The sequence below is a fragment of the Mesorhizobium sp. WSM4833 genome (genome assembly GCF_055811095.1).
On the sequence record NZ_JBVVQG010000004.1, the window covers coordinates 350,745 to 364,719 of the forward strand.

A 13,975-nucleotide genomic window follows, 5' to 3' on the forward strand; every position below is an offset into this window, starting at 1 on the left:
CATGCGCCGCAAGGTCGCCCACAGGGACGATCACGGAAAGGAGGAGGGACCTCCTCCTTTCCCGACCCTGTCGACGTTTCTCGGCCTTGCGGCAGTCATGCTCGTCCTCTGGCTGCTGGCCTACGGGCCGCCCCATCTCTTTTCGGCATCCGATCATCCGGTGCCGTCCAACAACACCGAAGCCGGAGCTTCAAAATGAGCAACTCGAAATCAGCCAGCATCATGGATGCCAGCATCCTGCTTCCCGCCATCGGCGGCGCCTTCCGCAAGCTCGACCCGCGCACGCTGGCCAGGAACCCGGTGATGTTCGTCGTTGCCGTCGTCTCGGCGCTCACCACGGCGCTGTTCGTCAAGGACCTGGTCTCCGGCGGCGGCAATCTCGGCTTCACGCTGCAGATCATCATCTGGCTTTGGTTCACCGTGCTGTTCGCCAACTTCGCCGAAGCGGTCGCAGAAGGCCGCGGCAAGGCGCAGGCGGATTCGCTGCGCAAGGCACGCACCGAGACCAAGGCCAAGCTTTTGACCGGTGAAGACCGCACCAAATACAAACTTGTGCCCGGCACCAGCCTCAAGGTCGGCGATGCCGTGCTGGTCGAGGCCGGCGACATCATCCCGTCCGACGGCGAAGTGATCGAAGGCGTCGCTTCGGTCAACGAGGCCGCGATCACGGGCGAATCCGCGCCGGTGATCCGCGAATCCGGCGGCGATCGTTCGGCGGTCACCGGCGGCACGCAGGTGCTGTCCGACTGGGTTCGCGTGCGCATCACGGCGGCTTCCGGCCACACCTTCCTCGACCGCATGATCTCGCTGGTCGAAGGTGCGGAGCGCCAGAAGACGCCGAACGAGATCGCGCTCAACATCCTGCTCGTCGGCATGACGCTGATCTTCGTGCTGGCCACCGCGACGATCCCGAGTTTTGCTTCCTATTCGGGCGGCTACATTTCGGTGACCGTTCTGGTGGCGCTGTTCGTCACCTTGATCCCGACCACGATCGGGGCGCTGCTTTCGGCCATCGGCATCGCCGGGATGGACCGCCTGGTGCGATTCAACGTGCTGGCCATGTCGGGTCGCGCCGTGGAAGCCGCAGGCGACGTCGACACGCTGCTGCTCGACAAGACCGGCACGATCACGCTCGGCAACCGCCAGGCGACGCAGTTCCGCCCGGTCAAGGGCGTCACCGAACAGGAACTGGCCGACGCGGCCCAGCTTGCCTCGCTCGCCGACGAAACGCCGGAAGGCCGTTCCATCGTCGTGCTGGCCAAGGAGAAATACGCCATCCGCGCCCGCGACATGGCAACGCTGCACGCCACCTTCGTGCCCTTCACAGCACAGACCCGTATGAGCGGCGTCGACATCGATGGTTCGTCGGTGCGCAAGGGCGCCGTGGATTCCGTGCTTGCCCATGTCAACCAATCGACGGTCGCAGCCCATGCCACGCGGCCCGGCAGCGATACCGTCAGGGATCTCCAGGCCATCGCCGACGAGATCGCCAAGTCCGGCGGCACGCCGCTGGCGGTCGAACGCGACGGCCGCCTGCTCGGCGTCATCCACCTCAAGGACATCGTCAAGGGCGGCATCAGGGAGCGCTTCACCGAACTGCGCCGCATGGGCATCCGCACGGTGATGATCACCGGCGACAACCCGATGACGGCGGCGGCCATCGCTGCGGAAGCCGGCGTCGACGACTTCCTCGCCCAGGCCACACCGGAGGACAAGCTGAAGCTGATCCGCGACGAACAGGCCAAGGGCAAGCTGGTTGCCATGTGCGGCGACGGCACCAACGATGCGCCGGCCCTCGCGCAAGCCGATGTCGGTGTCGCCATGAACACCGGCACGGTTGCCGCCCGCGAGGCCGGCAACATGATCGATCTCGACAGCGATCCGACCAAGCTCATCGAGATCGTCGAGATCGGCAAGGCGCTCTTGATGACGCGGGGCTCGCTGACGACCTTCTCGATCGCCAATGACGTCGCCAAGTATTTCGCCATCATCCCGGCGATGTTCGCCGTCTTCTACGTCGCACCGGGACAGACGACCGGCCCGCTGCAGGCACTTAACGTCATGCATCTGGCGACGCCGCAGAGTGCCATCCTGTCGGCCATCATCTTCAACGCGCTGATCATCATCGCGCTGATCCCGCTGTCGCTGAAGGGCGTCAAATATCGGGCCATCGGCGCCGGCGCGCTGCTCAGCCGCAATCTTCTCGTCTACGGCCTCGGCGGCCTCATCGTGCCTTTCGTCGGCATCAAGGCGATCGACATGATCGTCACCGCGCTTGGCCTCGCTTAACTCTTTGTTTTAACGCAATTCCCTAGGGAAAACCGCTTCACACTTTTCCTGGAATTGCTTTGAGGAACATCTCCATGCTCACCCAGATAAGACCCGCGATCATCATGATCGTCTTCTTCACGGTCCTGACCGGCCTGATCTATCCCCTGGGCATGACCGGCATCGCCCAGGCGCTGTTTCCGCGGCAGGCCAATGGCAGCCTGGTCGAGAGGGACGGCAAGATCATCGGCTCCGAATTGATCGGCCAGGGGTTTGCCAGCGACAAGTATTTCCACGGCCGCCCCTCGGCTGCCGGCGACGGCTACAATGCAGCCGCCTCGAGCGGCAGCAATCTCGGTCCGACCAATCCCAAGCTGATCGATCGTATCAAGGGCGAGGCCGAGAAGTTGAAAGCGGAAAAGCCGAACCAGCCTGTGCCGATGGACCTGGTGACGACGTCCGGCAGTGGCCTCGATCCCGACATCAGCCCGGAAGCCGCCTACTTCCAGGTCGCCCGGGTGGCCAAGGCCAGGGGCATCGAGGAGGCCAGGGTCAAGGCGCTTGTCGATGCCCAAGTCGAGGGCAGGGAACTCGGCTTCATGGGCGAGCCTGTGGTCAATGTGCTCGGTCTCAACCTTGCGCTGGACGTAGCGAAAGAGTGAATGGCGGCGGCCGGGGATCGACAGTACCCCCGGCGCCATCCATGATCGATCCCGATGCCTGACGACAGAAGCAGCGATACCAGACCCTCGCCCGACGCACTGCTTGACCATGCCGAGCGGGAGGGTCGCGGCCGGTTGCGGATTTTCCTCGGCGCGGCACCCGGCGTCGGCAAGACCTATGAGATGCTGATGTCGGGCCGCGCCAGGCTGGCCGACGGCGTGGATGTGGTGATCGGCGTCGTCGAGACGCATGGCCGCAAGGAGACGCTGGCCCTGGTCGAGGGCTATGAGGTCATTCCCCGCCGCAAGGTCGACTACAAGGGGCGTATCCTCGACGAGATGGATATCGATGCCATCCTCGCCCGGCGCCCGGCGCTGGTTCTTGTCGACGAACTCGCCCATACCAATGCGCCCGGCAGCCGCCATCCCAAGCGCTATCTCGACGTCCAGGAGATCCTGACGCACGGCATCGACGTCTATACGACGCTCAACATCCAGCATGTCGAAAGCCTGAACGACGTCGTCGCCCAGATCACCAAGGTCAGGGTTCGCGAGACGGTTCCCGATTCCATCATCGACCAGGCCGACGATGTCGAGATCATCGATCTCACCCCCGACGACCTGATCAAGCGGCTCGAGGAAGGCAAGGTCTATTTCCCCAATACCGCGCAGCGCGCGATCGAGAACTATTTCTCGCCGGGCAATCTGACGGCGCTCAGGGAACTGGCGCTGCGCCGCACCGCGCAGCGTGTCGACGACCAGTTGCTCATCCATATGAAGGCGCACGCCATTCCAGGACCGTGGGCGGCAGGCGAAAGGGTCCTCGTCTGCCTCGACGCGCGACCTGGAGGAGCGGCCCGCGTGCGCTATGCACGCAGGCTGGCCGACCGGCTGCGTGCGCCGTGGACGGCGCTGCACGTCGACAGCACGCGCTCGGCCAGCATGCCCGAGAATGACAAGGACCGGCTGGCGACGAACCTGCGCCTTGCCCAGCAGCTTGGCGCCGAGGTGACGACCATTCCGGGTCAGAATGTGGCGCAGGACATCGTGCGTTATGCGACGGCGAACAATTTTACCCATATCGTCGTCGGCAGGCCGACCCGGTCGCGCTGGCGCGAATTGATCGAAGGCTCGCTCACCTACGATCTCATCCGCAATGCCGGCGATATCAGCGTCCATGTCATTTCGGGAAGCGAACGCGGCACCGAGGCGGCGTCGCGGAGCGTCAAGGCGGCCGACGAGCAGTGGCAGTTCGAAATCCGGCCCTATCTCAAGGCGACGGCCTTTGTCATCGGCTCGCTCGCCTTCGCCGTCCTTCTCGATCAGTTTCTCGACGTTCGCAATCTGGCGATCATTCTGCTCATCGGGGTGCTGGCATCGGCGGTGACCGGCGGCCTGTGGCCGGCTCTGTATGCTTGTTTCGTCAGCGCCCTTGCTTTCAATTATTTCTTCCTGGAGCCGCGCTATACGCTGACGATCAGGGATCCGGAGAGCATCGTCGCGCTTGGGGTCTTTCTCGTCGTTGCGGTCATTGCCAGCAATCTGACGGCGCGCGTGCAGCGCCAGGCGGTCGCCGCCCGCTCGCGGGCGCGGGCGACCGAGGATATCTACCTCTTTTCGAAGAAGCTCGCCGGCGCCGGGACGCTGGACGACGTCCTCTGGGCCACCGCCTTCCAGATCGCCTCGATGCTGAAGTTGCGCGTGGTGCTGCTTTTGCCGGAAGACGGGACGATCACCGTCAAGGCCGGCTATCCGCCTGATGACACGCTGGCCGAAGCCGACATCGCCGCCGCCCGCTGGGCCTGGGAGCACAATCGTGCCGCGGGGCGCGGCGCCGACACGCTTCCGGGCGCCAAGCGCCTCTATCTGCCCTTGCGGACCGGGCGCACGGCCATCGGTGTCGTCGGCCTCGACAACGACAAGCAGGGACCGTTGCTGACGCCCGAGCAGCAGCGGCTTCTCGACGCATTGGCCGACCAGGCGGCAGTCGCCATCGAGCGTATCCAACTGGTCGCCGATGTCGACCGGGCCAAGCTCGCCGCCGAGGCGGACAGGCTGCGCTCGGCGCTGCTCACCTCCATTTCCCATGATCTGAAGACGCCGCTCGCCGCCATCATGGGCGCCGCCGGCACGCTGCGGGATTTTTCAGCAGCACTTCCCGAACCGGACCGGGTCGAACTGCTGTCGACGGTGCTCGACGAATCCGAGCGGTTGAACCGCTTCATCGCCAATCTGCTCGACATGACCAAGATCGAGTCCGGCGCGATGGAGCCGAACTACGCCTTTCACTATGTCGGCGACATCGTCGGCTCCGCCCTGCAAAGGGCCAGGAAAATCACCGGCCAGCACAAGATCGAGACGGACATTCCCAGGGATTTGCCGATGTTGAAGGTCGACCCGGTGCTGTTCGAGCAAGCGTTGTTCAATCTTCTCGACAATGCGGCGAAATATGCCCCGGCAGGCTCGACGATCCGCGTCCAGGGCTGGACCGACAATGGCTCCGTCCTGCTGCAGATCATGGATGAAGGGCCGGGCATTCCTCCCGGCGATCTGGAACGGATTTTCGACACCTTCTACCGGGTGCGCAAGCGCGACCAGATCCGCGCCGGCACCGGGCTCGGCCTGTCGATCTGCCGCGGCTTCATCGAGGCGATGGGTGGCACGATCACGGCGGCAAACCGGACCGACGGTTCGGGCGCGGTCTTCACCATCAAAATGCCCAAGCCGGCAAATCCGCCCAATTTCGACGCTTCGAATACCGACGATGTGGGTGACCTGGCATGACAAACTCGAACGTCAGGATACTGGTCGTCGATGACGAGCCGCCGATCCGCAAGCTGCTGCGCGTCGGCCTCGGCAGCCAGGGCTACGCGATCAGCGAGGCGCCGAATGCCAGGGCGGCCATCGAGCTGATGGAGGCGGAGAAGCCGGACCTCGTCCTGCTCGACCTTGGCCTGCCCGGCATGAGCGGCCATGAGTTGCTGCGCAAATGGCGCGACGACGGCCTCGACATTCCGGTGGTCATCCTGTCCAGCCGGACCGACGAGGCCGGTATCGTCCAGGCCCTGGAGCTCGGCGCCGACGACTATGTCACCAAACCCTTCGGCATGAACGAACTGGTCGCACGCATCCGCGTGGCGCTCCGCCACAAGTTCCAGCAACAGGGCGAGAAGCCGATTTTCCAGACCGGCGATCTCAGCGTCGATCTGGTCAAGCGCATCGTCAAGGTCGAGGGCAAGGAGGTAAAGCTGTCGCCGAAGGAATACGACATCCTGCGCATGCTGGTGCAGCACGCCGGCAAGGTGCTGACCCACCATTTCCTGTTGAAGCAGGTCTGGGGCGACTCGACCGACGTGCAGTATCTCAGGGTCTATGTGCGGCAGCTCAGGCAGAAGATCGAGAAGAGCCCCGATCAGCCGCGCTACATCACCACCGAGACCGGCGTCGGCTACCGCCTGCGCGAGGTCGAATGAGCGGGTTGGGCGCTTCTAGCCAGTAGCTTCCAGCTGCTGGCCAAGCGGCTTGGAAACCCGCAAGGCCGCCAGGCAGCCGACAATGCCGAGCGGGATGAAGGCAAGAAACAGCCAGGACGCGACATTCGCCGCCGCGTCGTGGTTCAAACCTTGCGAAAAGCCGCTGGCATTGGCGACGATGCCGGCAAGGGCTGCACCCACGGCGTAGCCGATGCGCTGCATGGTCGGCACCGCCGCCGAGGCGATGGTCTGCTCGCTCTTCGGGGCGGAGGCGACGATGACGCGTGTCAGGAACGGCCAGGCGATGCCGAAGCCGCCGCCTTGCAACAGGGCGCAGATCAGGATGAGCGGGATGGAACCCAGGGGTATCGTGTAGGCAAAGCCGGCGATGCCTGCCGCGATCATCACCGCGCCGCCGATGATAATCAGCCGCTCGCGCCGCGGCGGCGCGTTGGCGACCAGGATCGACAGGATCGACCAGGCGATCGATTCGGCGGCGATGATGTAGCCGGTGGTCAGCAGCGGAATGTCGTGAAGGCTGGTCAGCAGCAGCGGCCCGTAGACGCCGAAGGAACAGGTGGCCACCGAAAAGGCGGCAACCATGGTCATGCCGGCGCCGACCGGCGTGCGCCATGAGAACAGCCGCGCCGGGAACAGCCGCGAAGGCGGCTTCAGCGCGTCGATGGTGAAGAACAGCAGCAGGCCGATGAGGCCGAAGGCCATCAGCAGCGAAGAGCGCAGCAAGGCGATGTCGACGCCGGCCGAGGCGATCAACACCACGGCAACGGTAAGGCAGGCAAGGGCCGCGAACGGGAAGGGCGGCGCCCCGCCTGCGCTCGCCTTCGGCCTCGTCGCCTCCGGCGTGTCGAGCACGATGAAACTTGCCAGCGCCATGGCTGCGCCGCCGAGGGTGAAGATGCCGAAGGCCCAGCGCCATGACAAAAGCTCGGTCATGATCGCGCCGAGCAATGGTCCGCTGAAGGCGGCGACGCCCCAGATCGCCGACATGATGCCGAAAAGCTGCGGCCAGATGGCGCGCGAGAACAGTCGTTCGACCGAGACGAAGGCCAGCGACACCAGCGCACCGCCGCCAAGTCCTTCGATCAGGCGACCGGCGAGGAACAGTTGCATGGAAGGCGAGGTGGCGCAGATCAGGGCGCCTGCTGCGTAGAGCAGGGCTGCGACCACCATGTTGGTGCGCAAGGGGACATAACTCACCAGCCGTCCGGCGGCCGCGCCGGCAACGATGGCACCGAGTTCGTAGATCGCCAGCGACCAGCCGACGAGCTGCACGCCCGCCAGTTCGCCGACCATGGCCGGCATCACCGTTGCCACCATCGTCTCGTTGGTGGCGTGCAACAGGATGCCGAGGCTGATGAAGCAGAAGCGCGCCAGGTCGCCGCTTGCCCATAATCCGCGCCAGTCGACCTTGTTTGTGCTGATCCCGGTCATTTCCACCCCTGTCTTGCATATCTCGACGCCAGCGCAGGACGCCAGAAGCCAGTGCGGCTTTCCGGCAGGACCATGCGGTTCGACAGCGCCGGATCGGGCGCCGCATCGAGGCGTTGTTGCGTTCGGGGCAGGCTTGTAAAACCTCAACCGGAGTTGAGCTCAAGCGGTTTTTTGAGGACCGTTCGCGCGGCAGCCTTTCCGAGTGGCGGGTTCGTTGCGCGATCAGTTCTCGGTGCTGCGCAGCTGGAACTGGCTGACGCCGATCGCGAGGTTCATGCCGGTCTGCGTCTGCAAGCTGAGCGGCTGCAAGGTGAAGGCCTGAGCGGAGCCGCCGACCAGGAGATTGGCGCCGGCGCCGACGGCGGCCGTCACCTCGGCGCTGGCGCCGATGTAGTCGCCGGCCAGCGCACCCGGCGCGTAGATGTTCTTCAGCGGCGTCAGCACGATCCACTGCATGACCGTCTGCTTCGTCGTGCCGATGTCGAGGCCGTATTTGTTGACGGCGCCGAAATAGGCTTCCGGCGCGAAGCTCTTGTCGGCGGGGTTGAAGGTGCAGCTCAGATCCTTGCTCGAGCCGAAGATGAAGCCGGTGCCGCCGCCAATGGCACAGTCAAGCGTGCCGAGTTCTACGCCACCGTCCTGCGCCTGCGCTGCTCCGACAAACACGGTAGCGAATATGGCAGCAGCAATGGCTGTCTTCAGCATGATGGTCCCTCAAAAATCAACGGCGCGGAACCATCCTATCTGGTTCCGCGCCGCGGGGTGAGGGGTCATGGAGCGCACGGCTCCATGCGATCACTTGAATGAATGGATCAGCTGGAGCGAGGTCACGGCCACGGCAAGGTTGACGCCGGTCTGCGCCTGGACGCTGAGCGGCTCCAGCATGAAGGCGCTGTCCAAGCCGCCAACCAGCAGATTGGCGCCGCCGCCGGTCACCACGCTCGCCTCGGCGTTGACGCCGTAATAGCTGCCGGCGAGATCGCCTCCGTCACGGTCCCGGGTCGCAGCCAGCACGGCCCAAACGAGCTGGCCCTGATGCGTCTGGCCGACATCGAGGCCGATCTTGGAGATGACGCCTGTGTAAACCTCGGACGGCCCGTGATGATGAGGCCGGAAGACACAGGACACGCCCTTGTTGGAAGCGACGATATAAGCGGTGCCGCCGTCGATGGTGCAATCGAGCGTGCCGAGTTGCAGCTTGCCGGCGCTGGCTGGAGCCACCGCGAACATCGTCGTGGCGAGGGCAGCGGCGCAGGCGAGTTTCTTGATCATGGGAGGGTCCTTTCGCAAATTGCTTTTCGATAACGGCTTGGGAGGCCAGACCGTTCCGCTGAAAACTTGGCGCGATCAAGGCAGGGGCCGAAAGCCTCCTGCCGGGGTTAATGCGCGGTTGCGAAGTGCGTCTTTTCGGACACGCCAAGGATCCCGCGGCATTTGGATGTCACGCGGATTTGTATGGGAAGCGTTTGCCGAAACCGAGATCAGCTGACGCGGGCGAGGCCATCCTTGGCCGGCTGGTAGGTCGGGTCGAGGCGAACGGCTTCCTTATAGGATTTCGCGGCTTTCGCCTTGTCACCGCGCCGCTCGTAGATCAGCGCCTGGTTGGCCCAGGCCTCGGCGTTCTTGCCGTCGAGCTTGATCGCCATGTTGAAATCGGAGAAAGCGTTGTCCTCGTCATTGGTTGCCAGATAGGAGAGGCCGCGGCCGTTGTAGGGCTCGGCGGCGTCCGGCGCCAGCGAGATGGCGGTCGAGAAATCCTCGATGGCGAATTTGTGCTGGCCCTGGCTCTGATAGATCAGGCCTCGATTGTGGTAGGCGCGCGCGTCGGTCGTATCGAGCTGGATCGCCTTCTGAAAGTCGTTGAAGGCGTCCTGGGTGCGACCCGCCTTGCGGTAGAGATTGCCGCGGCCGATATAGGCGGCGTCATAGTTCGAGTTGATCTGGATCGAACGGTTGTAGTCCGCGAGTGCGGCTTCCTGGTTGCCGAGGAAGCGCTGGATGAGCGCACGATTCGAATAGGCCTGGAAGAAATTCGGATTGAGCTGGATGGCTTGATTGAAATCCTTGAGCGCCGCCTGGTACTGACCGCCACGGCCATAGGCCGAGCCGCGCACATTGTAGCCTTCGGGATCCTGGGGATTGCGCTGGATGACCGCCGACAGCGAGGAAATGTTCTCGCTCGAGCCTTGCGCCTTGTCGATGTTGTTGAATTCACCGGTCGGGCCCGCCGTTTGGCAGCCGGCAAGCGCCAGTCCGGAGAGCAGGGCCGCTGTCAGGGCGAAACCACGCAATGCGGTCCCGCGCTCCACGCTCGTTGCGTTCATGTCTGCCCTGTCCTCACTTCAAGCCGCGTCGTTCAGATCCGGCTCCCCCTCCGGACCGGTCACATCAAAACAAAAAGGTGGCGGCGATTCCACATCGCGCCACCTCTGATATCCTTCGAAAAGGACGAAAAATTGGCGTTAGAACCGCGGCGGACGCGGAGCGCCAGCTGCACCACCAGCGGCGCCGGCTGCAACAGGGCGCGGCGTCATCGGCAGCAGGCCTTCGCGCTGGGCGCGCTTGCGGGCCAGCTTGCGGGCGCGGCGAACGGCTTCAGCCTTTTCGCGGGCGCGCTTCTCAGACGGCTTCTCGTAGTGACCGCGCATCTTCATTTCGCGGAAAATGCCTTCGCGCTGCATCTTCTTCTTGAGAGCGCGAAGCGCCTGATCAACGTTATTGTCGCGGACGAGTACCTGCACGGGCAATCCTGTCTTTCGGGTTTGATATCAACAGGCAAGCGATCATAGCCGCTAGCCTCCGCGGCGGTTTACACCACGAATTGTGGCGGCTGATAGCAGAATCATGCCGCGCTGTCCACAGCGGAAATGAATTTGCGGTGTCAGCCGCAGTCTGTTTGCCTTGAGATAAGGAGCCGACTAGGCCGTCGCGAGGTGCAGCAGCTCGAAATCCTCGAAGAACTCGCCGTAGTCGCAGGTGATCTCCTCGCCCACGGCGATGTCGCGGGTCGCGGTGGCCCCGCCATATTGCGAAAAATTCGTATTCGGATTGCTGGAATGGTTCATGAAGCGGCCATTGTCGACTTCATAGACCATGAAACCTGGCCGGTCGGGGCTGGGATAGGCATAGCGGTCGAGCAGTTCCCTGAGATGCGGGGGGGCCGCTTCGTATTTGTCCATGGGGACCAGTCGGTCGAAATCCGGATCGAGCCGCCAGATCGAAGCCCCTTTCCTGATCGGCTCCGCAGCGAACACGCCGACGCCTTCGATCGCACTCGCAGTCACATAGGTTCTGATCAGCAACATGGTTCCAGACCCCGCTTTTGGACAGAAACGGAATCGCCAAATCGCGGCGAAAAATCAAGACCGGCCGTCTGCCTGGCGGCTATGAACATGCATTCCGGACGCGAAAAGTCTTCACGTCCGGTTGATCGACACGCCGCCATCGGCAAACAGAGCGGCTCCGGTGGTAAAGCTCGAGGCATCGGACGCGAGATAGAGCGCCGAACGGGCGACACGCTTCAAAGCATGCAGGCCTTCGACGAAGGCCCGTGATTCCGGGGTCTTGAAGGTTGCCGCCGGCGTGTCTGTGCCGCCGGGCAGCAGCGCGTTGACCCGCACGCCTTTCGGGCCGTATTCGGCGGCCAGCACCTGTGTCAGTCCGATCAGGCCGGCCTTGCTTGCGGCATAACTGGTCATGCCTGGCATGCCGACTGTGTGGCCGACGAAGGTGGAGGTGAAGATCAGCGAACCACCGCCACGCTCGACCATTGCCGGCACCTGGTATTTGGCGCCGAGAAACGCGCTGGTGAGATTGGTGTCGAGCGTCTCGCGCCAGCCTTCCAGCGGCAGTTCGGCTATCGGTCCCATCAGGCCGACAGCGCCGGCATTGTTGAAGGCGATGTCGAGCCCGCCGAATTTTTCGACCGCCAGATCGACAAGGGCCTTTGCGTAGGCTTCGTCGCGGACATCGCCGGCAAGCGCGATGGCGATGCCATCGGCATCCGCGATTTCGGCGACAATCGCGTCGAGCTCGGCCTGGCGGCGGGCGGCGACGATGACCTTGGCGCCTTCCTCGGCAAAGAGTTTTGCGGTGGCGCGGCCGATGCCGGAACTGGCGCCGGTGACGATGGCGACCTTGTTGGCGAGTGCGAACATTTTTGCATCCTTTTCTTCGCGCCGGCTTGACCGGCAGTTGGGATGCTTGGTCGCAGATCGAGGCCAGGCGAGCCACCCGATACCCGCCAAGATGCTGGAAAGCGCCGACGCGCCGGATACGTCTTTTTCACCACGGCGCAAAACGGCAAGCGCCGTCGCAAACAGCGCAAGGGTGGAAGCGCTGTTTCGCTAGTGATACACCTCGCGCGCCGGGACCGACTGAACGCCGGCCGCCATTCGCGAAGCCTTTTTGGGGCGAGGTTGGGACGTTGAAGAAATATTCGGTATTCGCCATCGCCCGTGAAGCCATGCGCGGTCACAAGGGCTGGGAGGAACAATGGTCCTCGCCTGAGCCCAGGAAAGAATACGACGTCATCATCGTCGGCGCCGGCGGCCATGGCCTGGCCACCGCCTATTACCTCGCCACGGTTCACGGCATCACCAATGTCGCGGTGCTGGAAAAGGGCTGGCTCGGCGGCGGCAACACAGGCCGCAACACCACCATCATCCGCTCCAACTATCTCTATGACGAGAGCGCCGGCATTTACGATCATGCGCTGAAGCTGTGGGATGGGCTGAGCCAGGAGCTCAACTACAACGTCATGTATTCGGCGCGCGGCGTCATGATGCTCGCGCACAATGTGCACGACGTGCAGGTGCTAAAGCGCCACGTGCACGCCAACCGGCTGAACGGTATCGACAATGAGTGGCTGACGCCGGAGCAGGCGAAGGAATTCTGCCCGCCGCTCAACACCTCCAAGGATGCGCGCTATCCGGTGGTCGGTGCGGCGCTGCAGCGGCGCGGCGGCACGGCGCGCCACGATGCGGTTGCCTGGGGCTATGCGCGCGGCGCCTCGGCGCGCGGCGTCCATATCATTCAGAATTGCGAGGTCACCGGGGTCAAGCGGGCGGCCAATGGCGCGGTTTTGGGCGTCGACACGACGCGCGGCTTCATCGGTGCCAAGAAGGTCGGCGTCGTTGCCGCCGGCCATTCCTCAGTGATCATGAACATGGCCGGCGTGCGCATGCCGCTGGAGAGTTATCCATTGCAGGCGCTGGTGTCGGAACCGGTCAAGCCGGTGGTGCCCTGCGTGGTCATGTCGAACACGGTGCACGCCTATATCTCGCAGTCCGACAAGGGCGAGCTGGTGATCGGCGCCGGCACCGACCAGTATGTCTCCTATTCGCAGACCGGCGGCCTGCACATATTGCAGCACACGCTGGACGCCATCTGCGAGATGTTCCCGATCTTCACGCGCATGAAGATGCTGCGCTCGTGGGGCGGCATCGTCGACGTCACGCCCGACCGCTCGCCGATCCTGGCCAAGACGCCGGTGCCCGGCCTCTATGTCAATTGCGGCTGGGGCACCGGCGGCTTCAAGGCGACGCCGGGCTCGGGCCATGTCTTTGCCCACACCATCGCCAAAGACGATCCGCATCCGATCAACGCGCCCTTCACCATCGAGCGCTTCCGCACCGGCCGGCTCATCGACGAGGCGGCGGCGGCGGCGGTGGCGCACTGATGATGGCTGGGATGGCTGTCGCGATGCCGCTGATTCTGGCGGGGGAACACGTGCTGGCGGGGGAACGGGGCATGTTCCATTTTCCGTCGGCTGACGAAGTGCGCACGCAACCGATCAGCCGCACCGGCAACGAGACCGTCTGGCCGTTTTCGGTCGACGACGGCACGCTGGCCTGCGTCTGGAGCGGCGGCCAGCGGGTGGTGATGTTCTTCGAGAGACGTCCCGAAGGGCTTGACGAAGACGAGACATTCCAGCCGCGTCAAGTCATCGTCACCACCGATCCGATGCAACTCACTCTCGGCAACATGGCGTCGCGCGATCTGTTTCGTCCCGCTGCAAGCGTGGAGGAACGCATCCGGCTCGTCGCGCCGTTCGCGACCCTGGGACAGAAGCTTTGCGATCAACCGGCGGGCGCCCGCGTCGGCCACGGCGAATTGTAG

Annotated in this window: 14 protein-coding genes; 7 read left to right on the forward strand and 7 right to left on the reverse strand. The window is 64.0% G+C overall.

The window, feature by feature from the left end; all coding sequences use genetic code 11:
* The first annotated feature begins 1 nt into the window (after window position 1).
* The 5 genes from AC0L2D_RS10110 (at window position 2) to AC0L2D_RS10130 (ending at window position 6,403) form a co-directional block, all read left to right on the forward strand.
* Entirely contained in the window at window positions 2-199 is a 198-nt protein-coding gene (locus AC0L2D_RS10110; protein ID WP_224621338.1) for a hypothetical protein, read from the forward strand.
* Window positions 196-2,289, forward strand: a complete 2,094-nt coding sequence (kdpB, locus tag AC0L2D_RS10115; protein ID WP_473540943.1) for a potassium-transporting ATPase subunit KdpB — start codon at window positions 196-198, stop codon at window positions 2,287-2,289. The genes AC0L2D_RS10110 and kdpB overlap by 4 nt, the downstream gene beginning before the upstream one ends.
* A 74-nt stretch (window positions 2,290-2,363) precedes the next feature.
* Complete coding sequence (gene kdpC / locus AC0L2D_RS10120; protein WP_127365906.1) at window positions 2,364-2,930, forward strand: potassium-transporting ATPase subunit KdpC; 567 nt, start codon at window positions 2,364-2,366, stop codon at window positions 2,928-2,930.
* 54 nt (window positions 2,931-2,984) lie between these two features.
* Entirely contained in the window at window positions 2,985-5,714 is a 2,730-nt protein-coding gene (locus tag AC0L2D_RS10125) for a DUF4118 domain-containing protein (RefSeq protein WP_473540945.1), read from the forward strand.
* Window positions 5,711-6,403 carry a response regulator transcription factor gene (locus tag AC0L2D_RS10130; protein WP_013529648.1) on the forward strand — a complete coding sequence of 231 codons (693 nt, stop codon included), beginning with the start codon at window positions 5,711-5,713 and terminating at the stop codon, window positions 6,401-6,403. Before AC0L2D_RS10125 ends, AC0L2D_RS10130 begins: the two co-directional genes overlap by 4 nt.
* 15 nt (window positions 6,404-6,418) lie before the next feature.
* Here AC0L2D_RS10130 and AC0L2D_RS10135 read toward each other — a convergent pair whose 3' ends face one another.
* The 7 genes from AC0L2D_RS10135 to AC0L2D_RS10165 all read right to left on the reverse strand — a co-directional run bounded on the left by AC0L2D_RS10135 (window position 6,419) and on the right by AC0L2D_RS10165 (window position 12,012).
* A complete protein-coding gene (locus tag AC0L2D_RS10135; RefSeq protein WP_473540946.1) occupies window positions 6,419-7,855 on the reverse strand; it encodes an MFS transporter in 1,437 nt (478 codons plus the stop codon).
* Window positions 7,856-8,077: 222 nt separating this feature from the next.
* The gene (locus AC0L2D_RS10140; protein ID WP_024502782.1) at window positions 8,078-8,560 is read right to left on the reverse strand and encodes a DUF992 domain-containing protein; all 483 of its coding nucleotides are present in this window, start codon (window positions 8,558-8,560) and stop codon (window positions 8,078-8,080) included.
* A gap of 90 nt (window positions 8,561-8,650) precedes the next feature.
* Window positions 8,651-9,127 carry a DUF992 domain-containing protein gene (locus AC0L2D_RS10145; protein WP_024502781.1) on the reverse strand — a complete coding sequence of 159 codons (477 nt, stop codon included), beginning with the start codon at window positions 9,125-9,127 and terminating at the stop codon, window positions 8,651-8,653.
* A gap of 209 nt (window positions 9,128-9,336) precedes the next feature.
* A complete protein-coding gene (locus AC0L2D_RS10150) occupies window positions 9,337-10,179 on the reverse strand; it encodes a tetratricopeptide repeat protein (protein WP_013529652.1) in 843 nt (280 codons plus the stop codon).
* Between the two features lie 138 nt (window positions 10,180-10,317).
* Window positions 10,318-10,596: a 30S ribosomal protein S21 gene (gene rpsU, locus AC0L2D_RS10155; RefSeq protein WP_013529653.1), complete on the reverse strand. Its 279-nt coding sequence runs from the start codon at window positions 10,594-10,596 to the stop codon at window positions 10,318-10,320.
* A gap of 177 nt (window positions 10,597-10,773) precedes the next feature.
* A complete protein-coding gene (locus AC0L2D_RS10160; protein ID WP_473540947.1) occupies window positions 10,774-11,160 on the reverse strand; it encodes an SET domain-containing protein in 387 nt (128 codons plus the stop codon).
* A 111-nt stretch (window positions 11,161-11,271) separates the two neighbouring features.
* The gene (locus tag AC0L2D_RS10165) at window positions 11,272-12,012 is read right to left on the reverse strand and encodes an SDR family oxidoreductase (RefSeq protein ID WP_473540948.1); all 741 of its coding nucleotides are present in this window, start codon (window positions 12,010-12,012) and stop codon (window positions 11,272-11,274) included.
* A 269-nt stretch (window positions 12,013-12,281) separates the two neighbouring features.
* Between AC0L2D_RS10165 and AC0L2D_RS10170 the strand changes: the two genes are divergently transcribed.
* On the forward strand, window positions 12,282-13,535 hold the full coding sequence (locus AC0L2D_RS10170) for a sarcosine oxidase subunit beta (protein WP_064995592.1): 1,254 nt from the start codon (window positions 12,282-12,284) through the stop codon (window positions 13,533-13,535).
* Window positions 13,535-13,975: a hypothetical protein gene (locus AC0L2D_RS10175; RefSeq protein ID WP_224675281.1), complete on the forward strand. Its 441-nt coding sequence runs from the start codon at window positions 13,535-13,537 to the stop codon at window positions 13,973-13,975. The genes AC0L2D_RS10170 and AC0L2D_RS10175 overlap by 1 nt, the downstream gene beginning before the upstream one ends.

Excerpts from the sequence above, each read along its gene's own strand:
- AC0L2D_RS10110 (WP_224621338.1), top strand. The coding sequence starts at position 2 with ATGCGCCGCAAGGTCGCCCACAGGGACGATCACGGAAAGGAGGAGGGA.
- kdpB (WP_473540943.1), top strand. The coding sequence starts at position 196 with ATGAGCAACTCGAAATCAGCCAGCATCATGGATGCCAGCATCCTGCTT.
- kdpC (WP_127365906.1), top strand. The coding sequence starts at position 2,364 with ATGCTCACCCAGATAAGACCCGCGATCATCATGATCGTCTTCTTCACG.
- AC0L2D_RS10125 (WP_473540945.1), top strand. The coding sequence starts at position 2,985 with ATGCCTGACGACAGAAGCAGCGATACCAGACCCTCGCCCGACGCACTG.
- AC0L2D_RS10130 (WP_013529648.1), top strand. The coding sequence starts at position 5,711 with ATGACAAACTCGAACGTCAGGATACTGGTCGTCGATGACGAGCCGCCG.
- AC0L2D_RS10135 (WP_473540946.1), bottom strand. The coding sequence starts at position 7,855 with ATGACCGGGATCAGCACAAACAAGGTCGACTGGCGCGGATTATGGGCA.
- AC0L2D_RS10140 (WP_024502782.1), bottom strand. The coding sequence starts at position 8,560 with ATGCTGAAGACAGCCATTGCTGCTGCCATATTCGCTACCGTGTTTGTC.
- AC0L2D_RS10145 (WP_024502781.1), bottom strand. The coding sequence starts at position 9,127 with ATGATCAAGAAACTCGCCTGCGCCGCTGCCCTCGCCACGACGATGTTC.
- AC0L2D_RS10150 (WP_013529652.1), bottom strand. The coding sequence starts at position 10,179 with ATGAACGCAACGAGCGTGGAGCGCGGGACCGCATTGCGTGGTTTCGCC.
- AC0L2D_RS10160 (WP_473540947.1), bottom strand. The coding sequence starts at position 11,160 with ATGTTGCTGATCAGAACCTATGTGACTGCGAGTGCGATCGAAGGCGTC.
- AC0L2D_RS10165 (WP_473540948.1), bottom strand. The coding sequence starts at position 12,012 with ATGTTCGCACTCGCCAACAAGGTCGCCATCGTCACCGGCGCCAGTTCC.
- AC0L2D_RS10175 (WP_224675281.1), top strand. The coding sequence starts at position 13,535 with ATGATGGCTGGGATGGCTGTCGCGATGCCGCTGATTCTGGCGGGGGAA.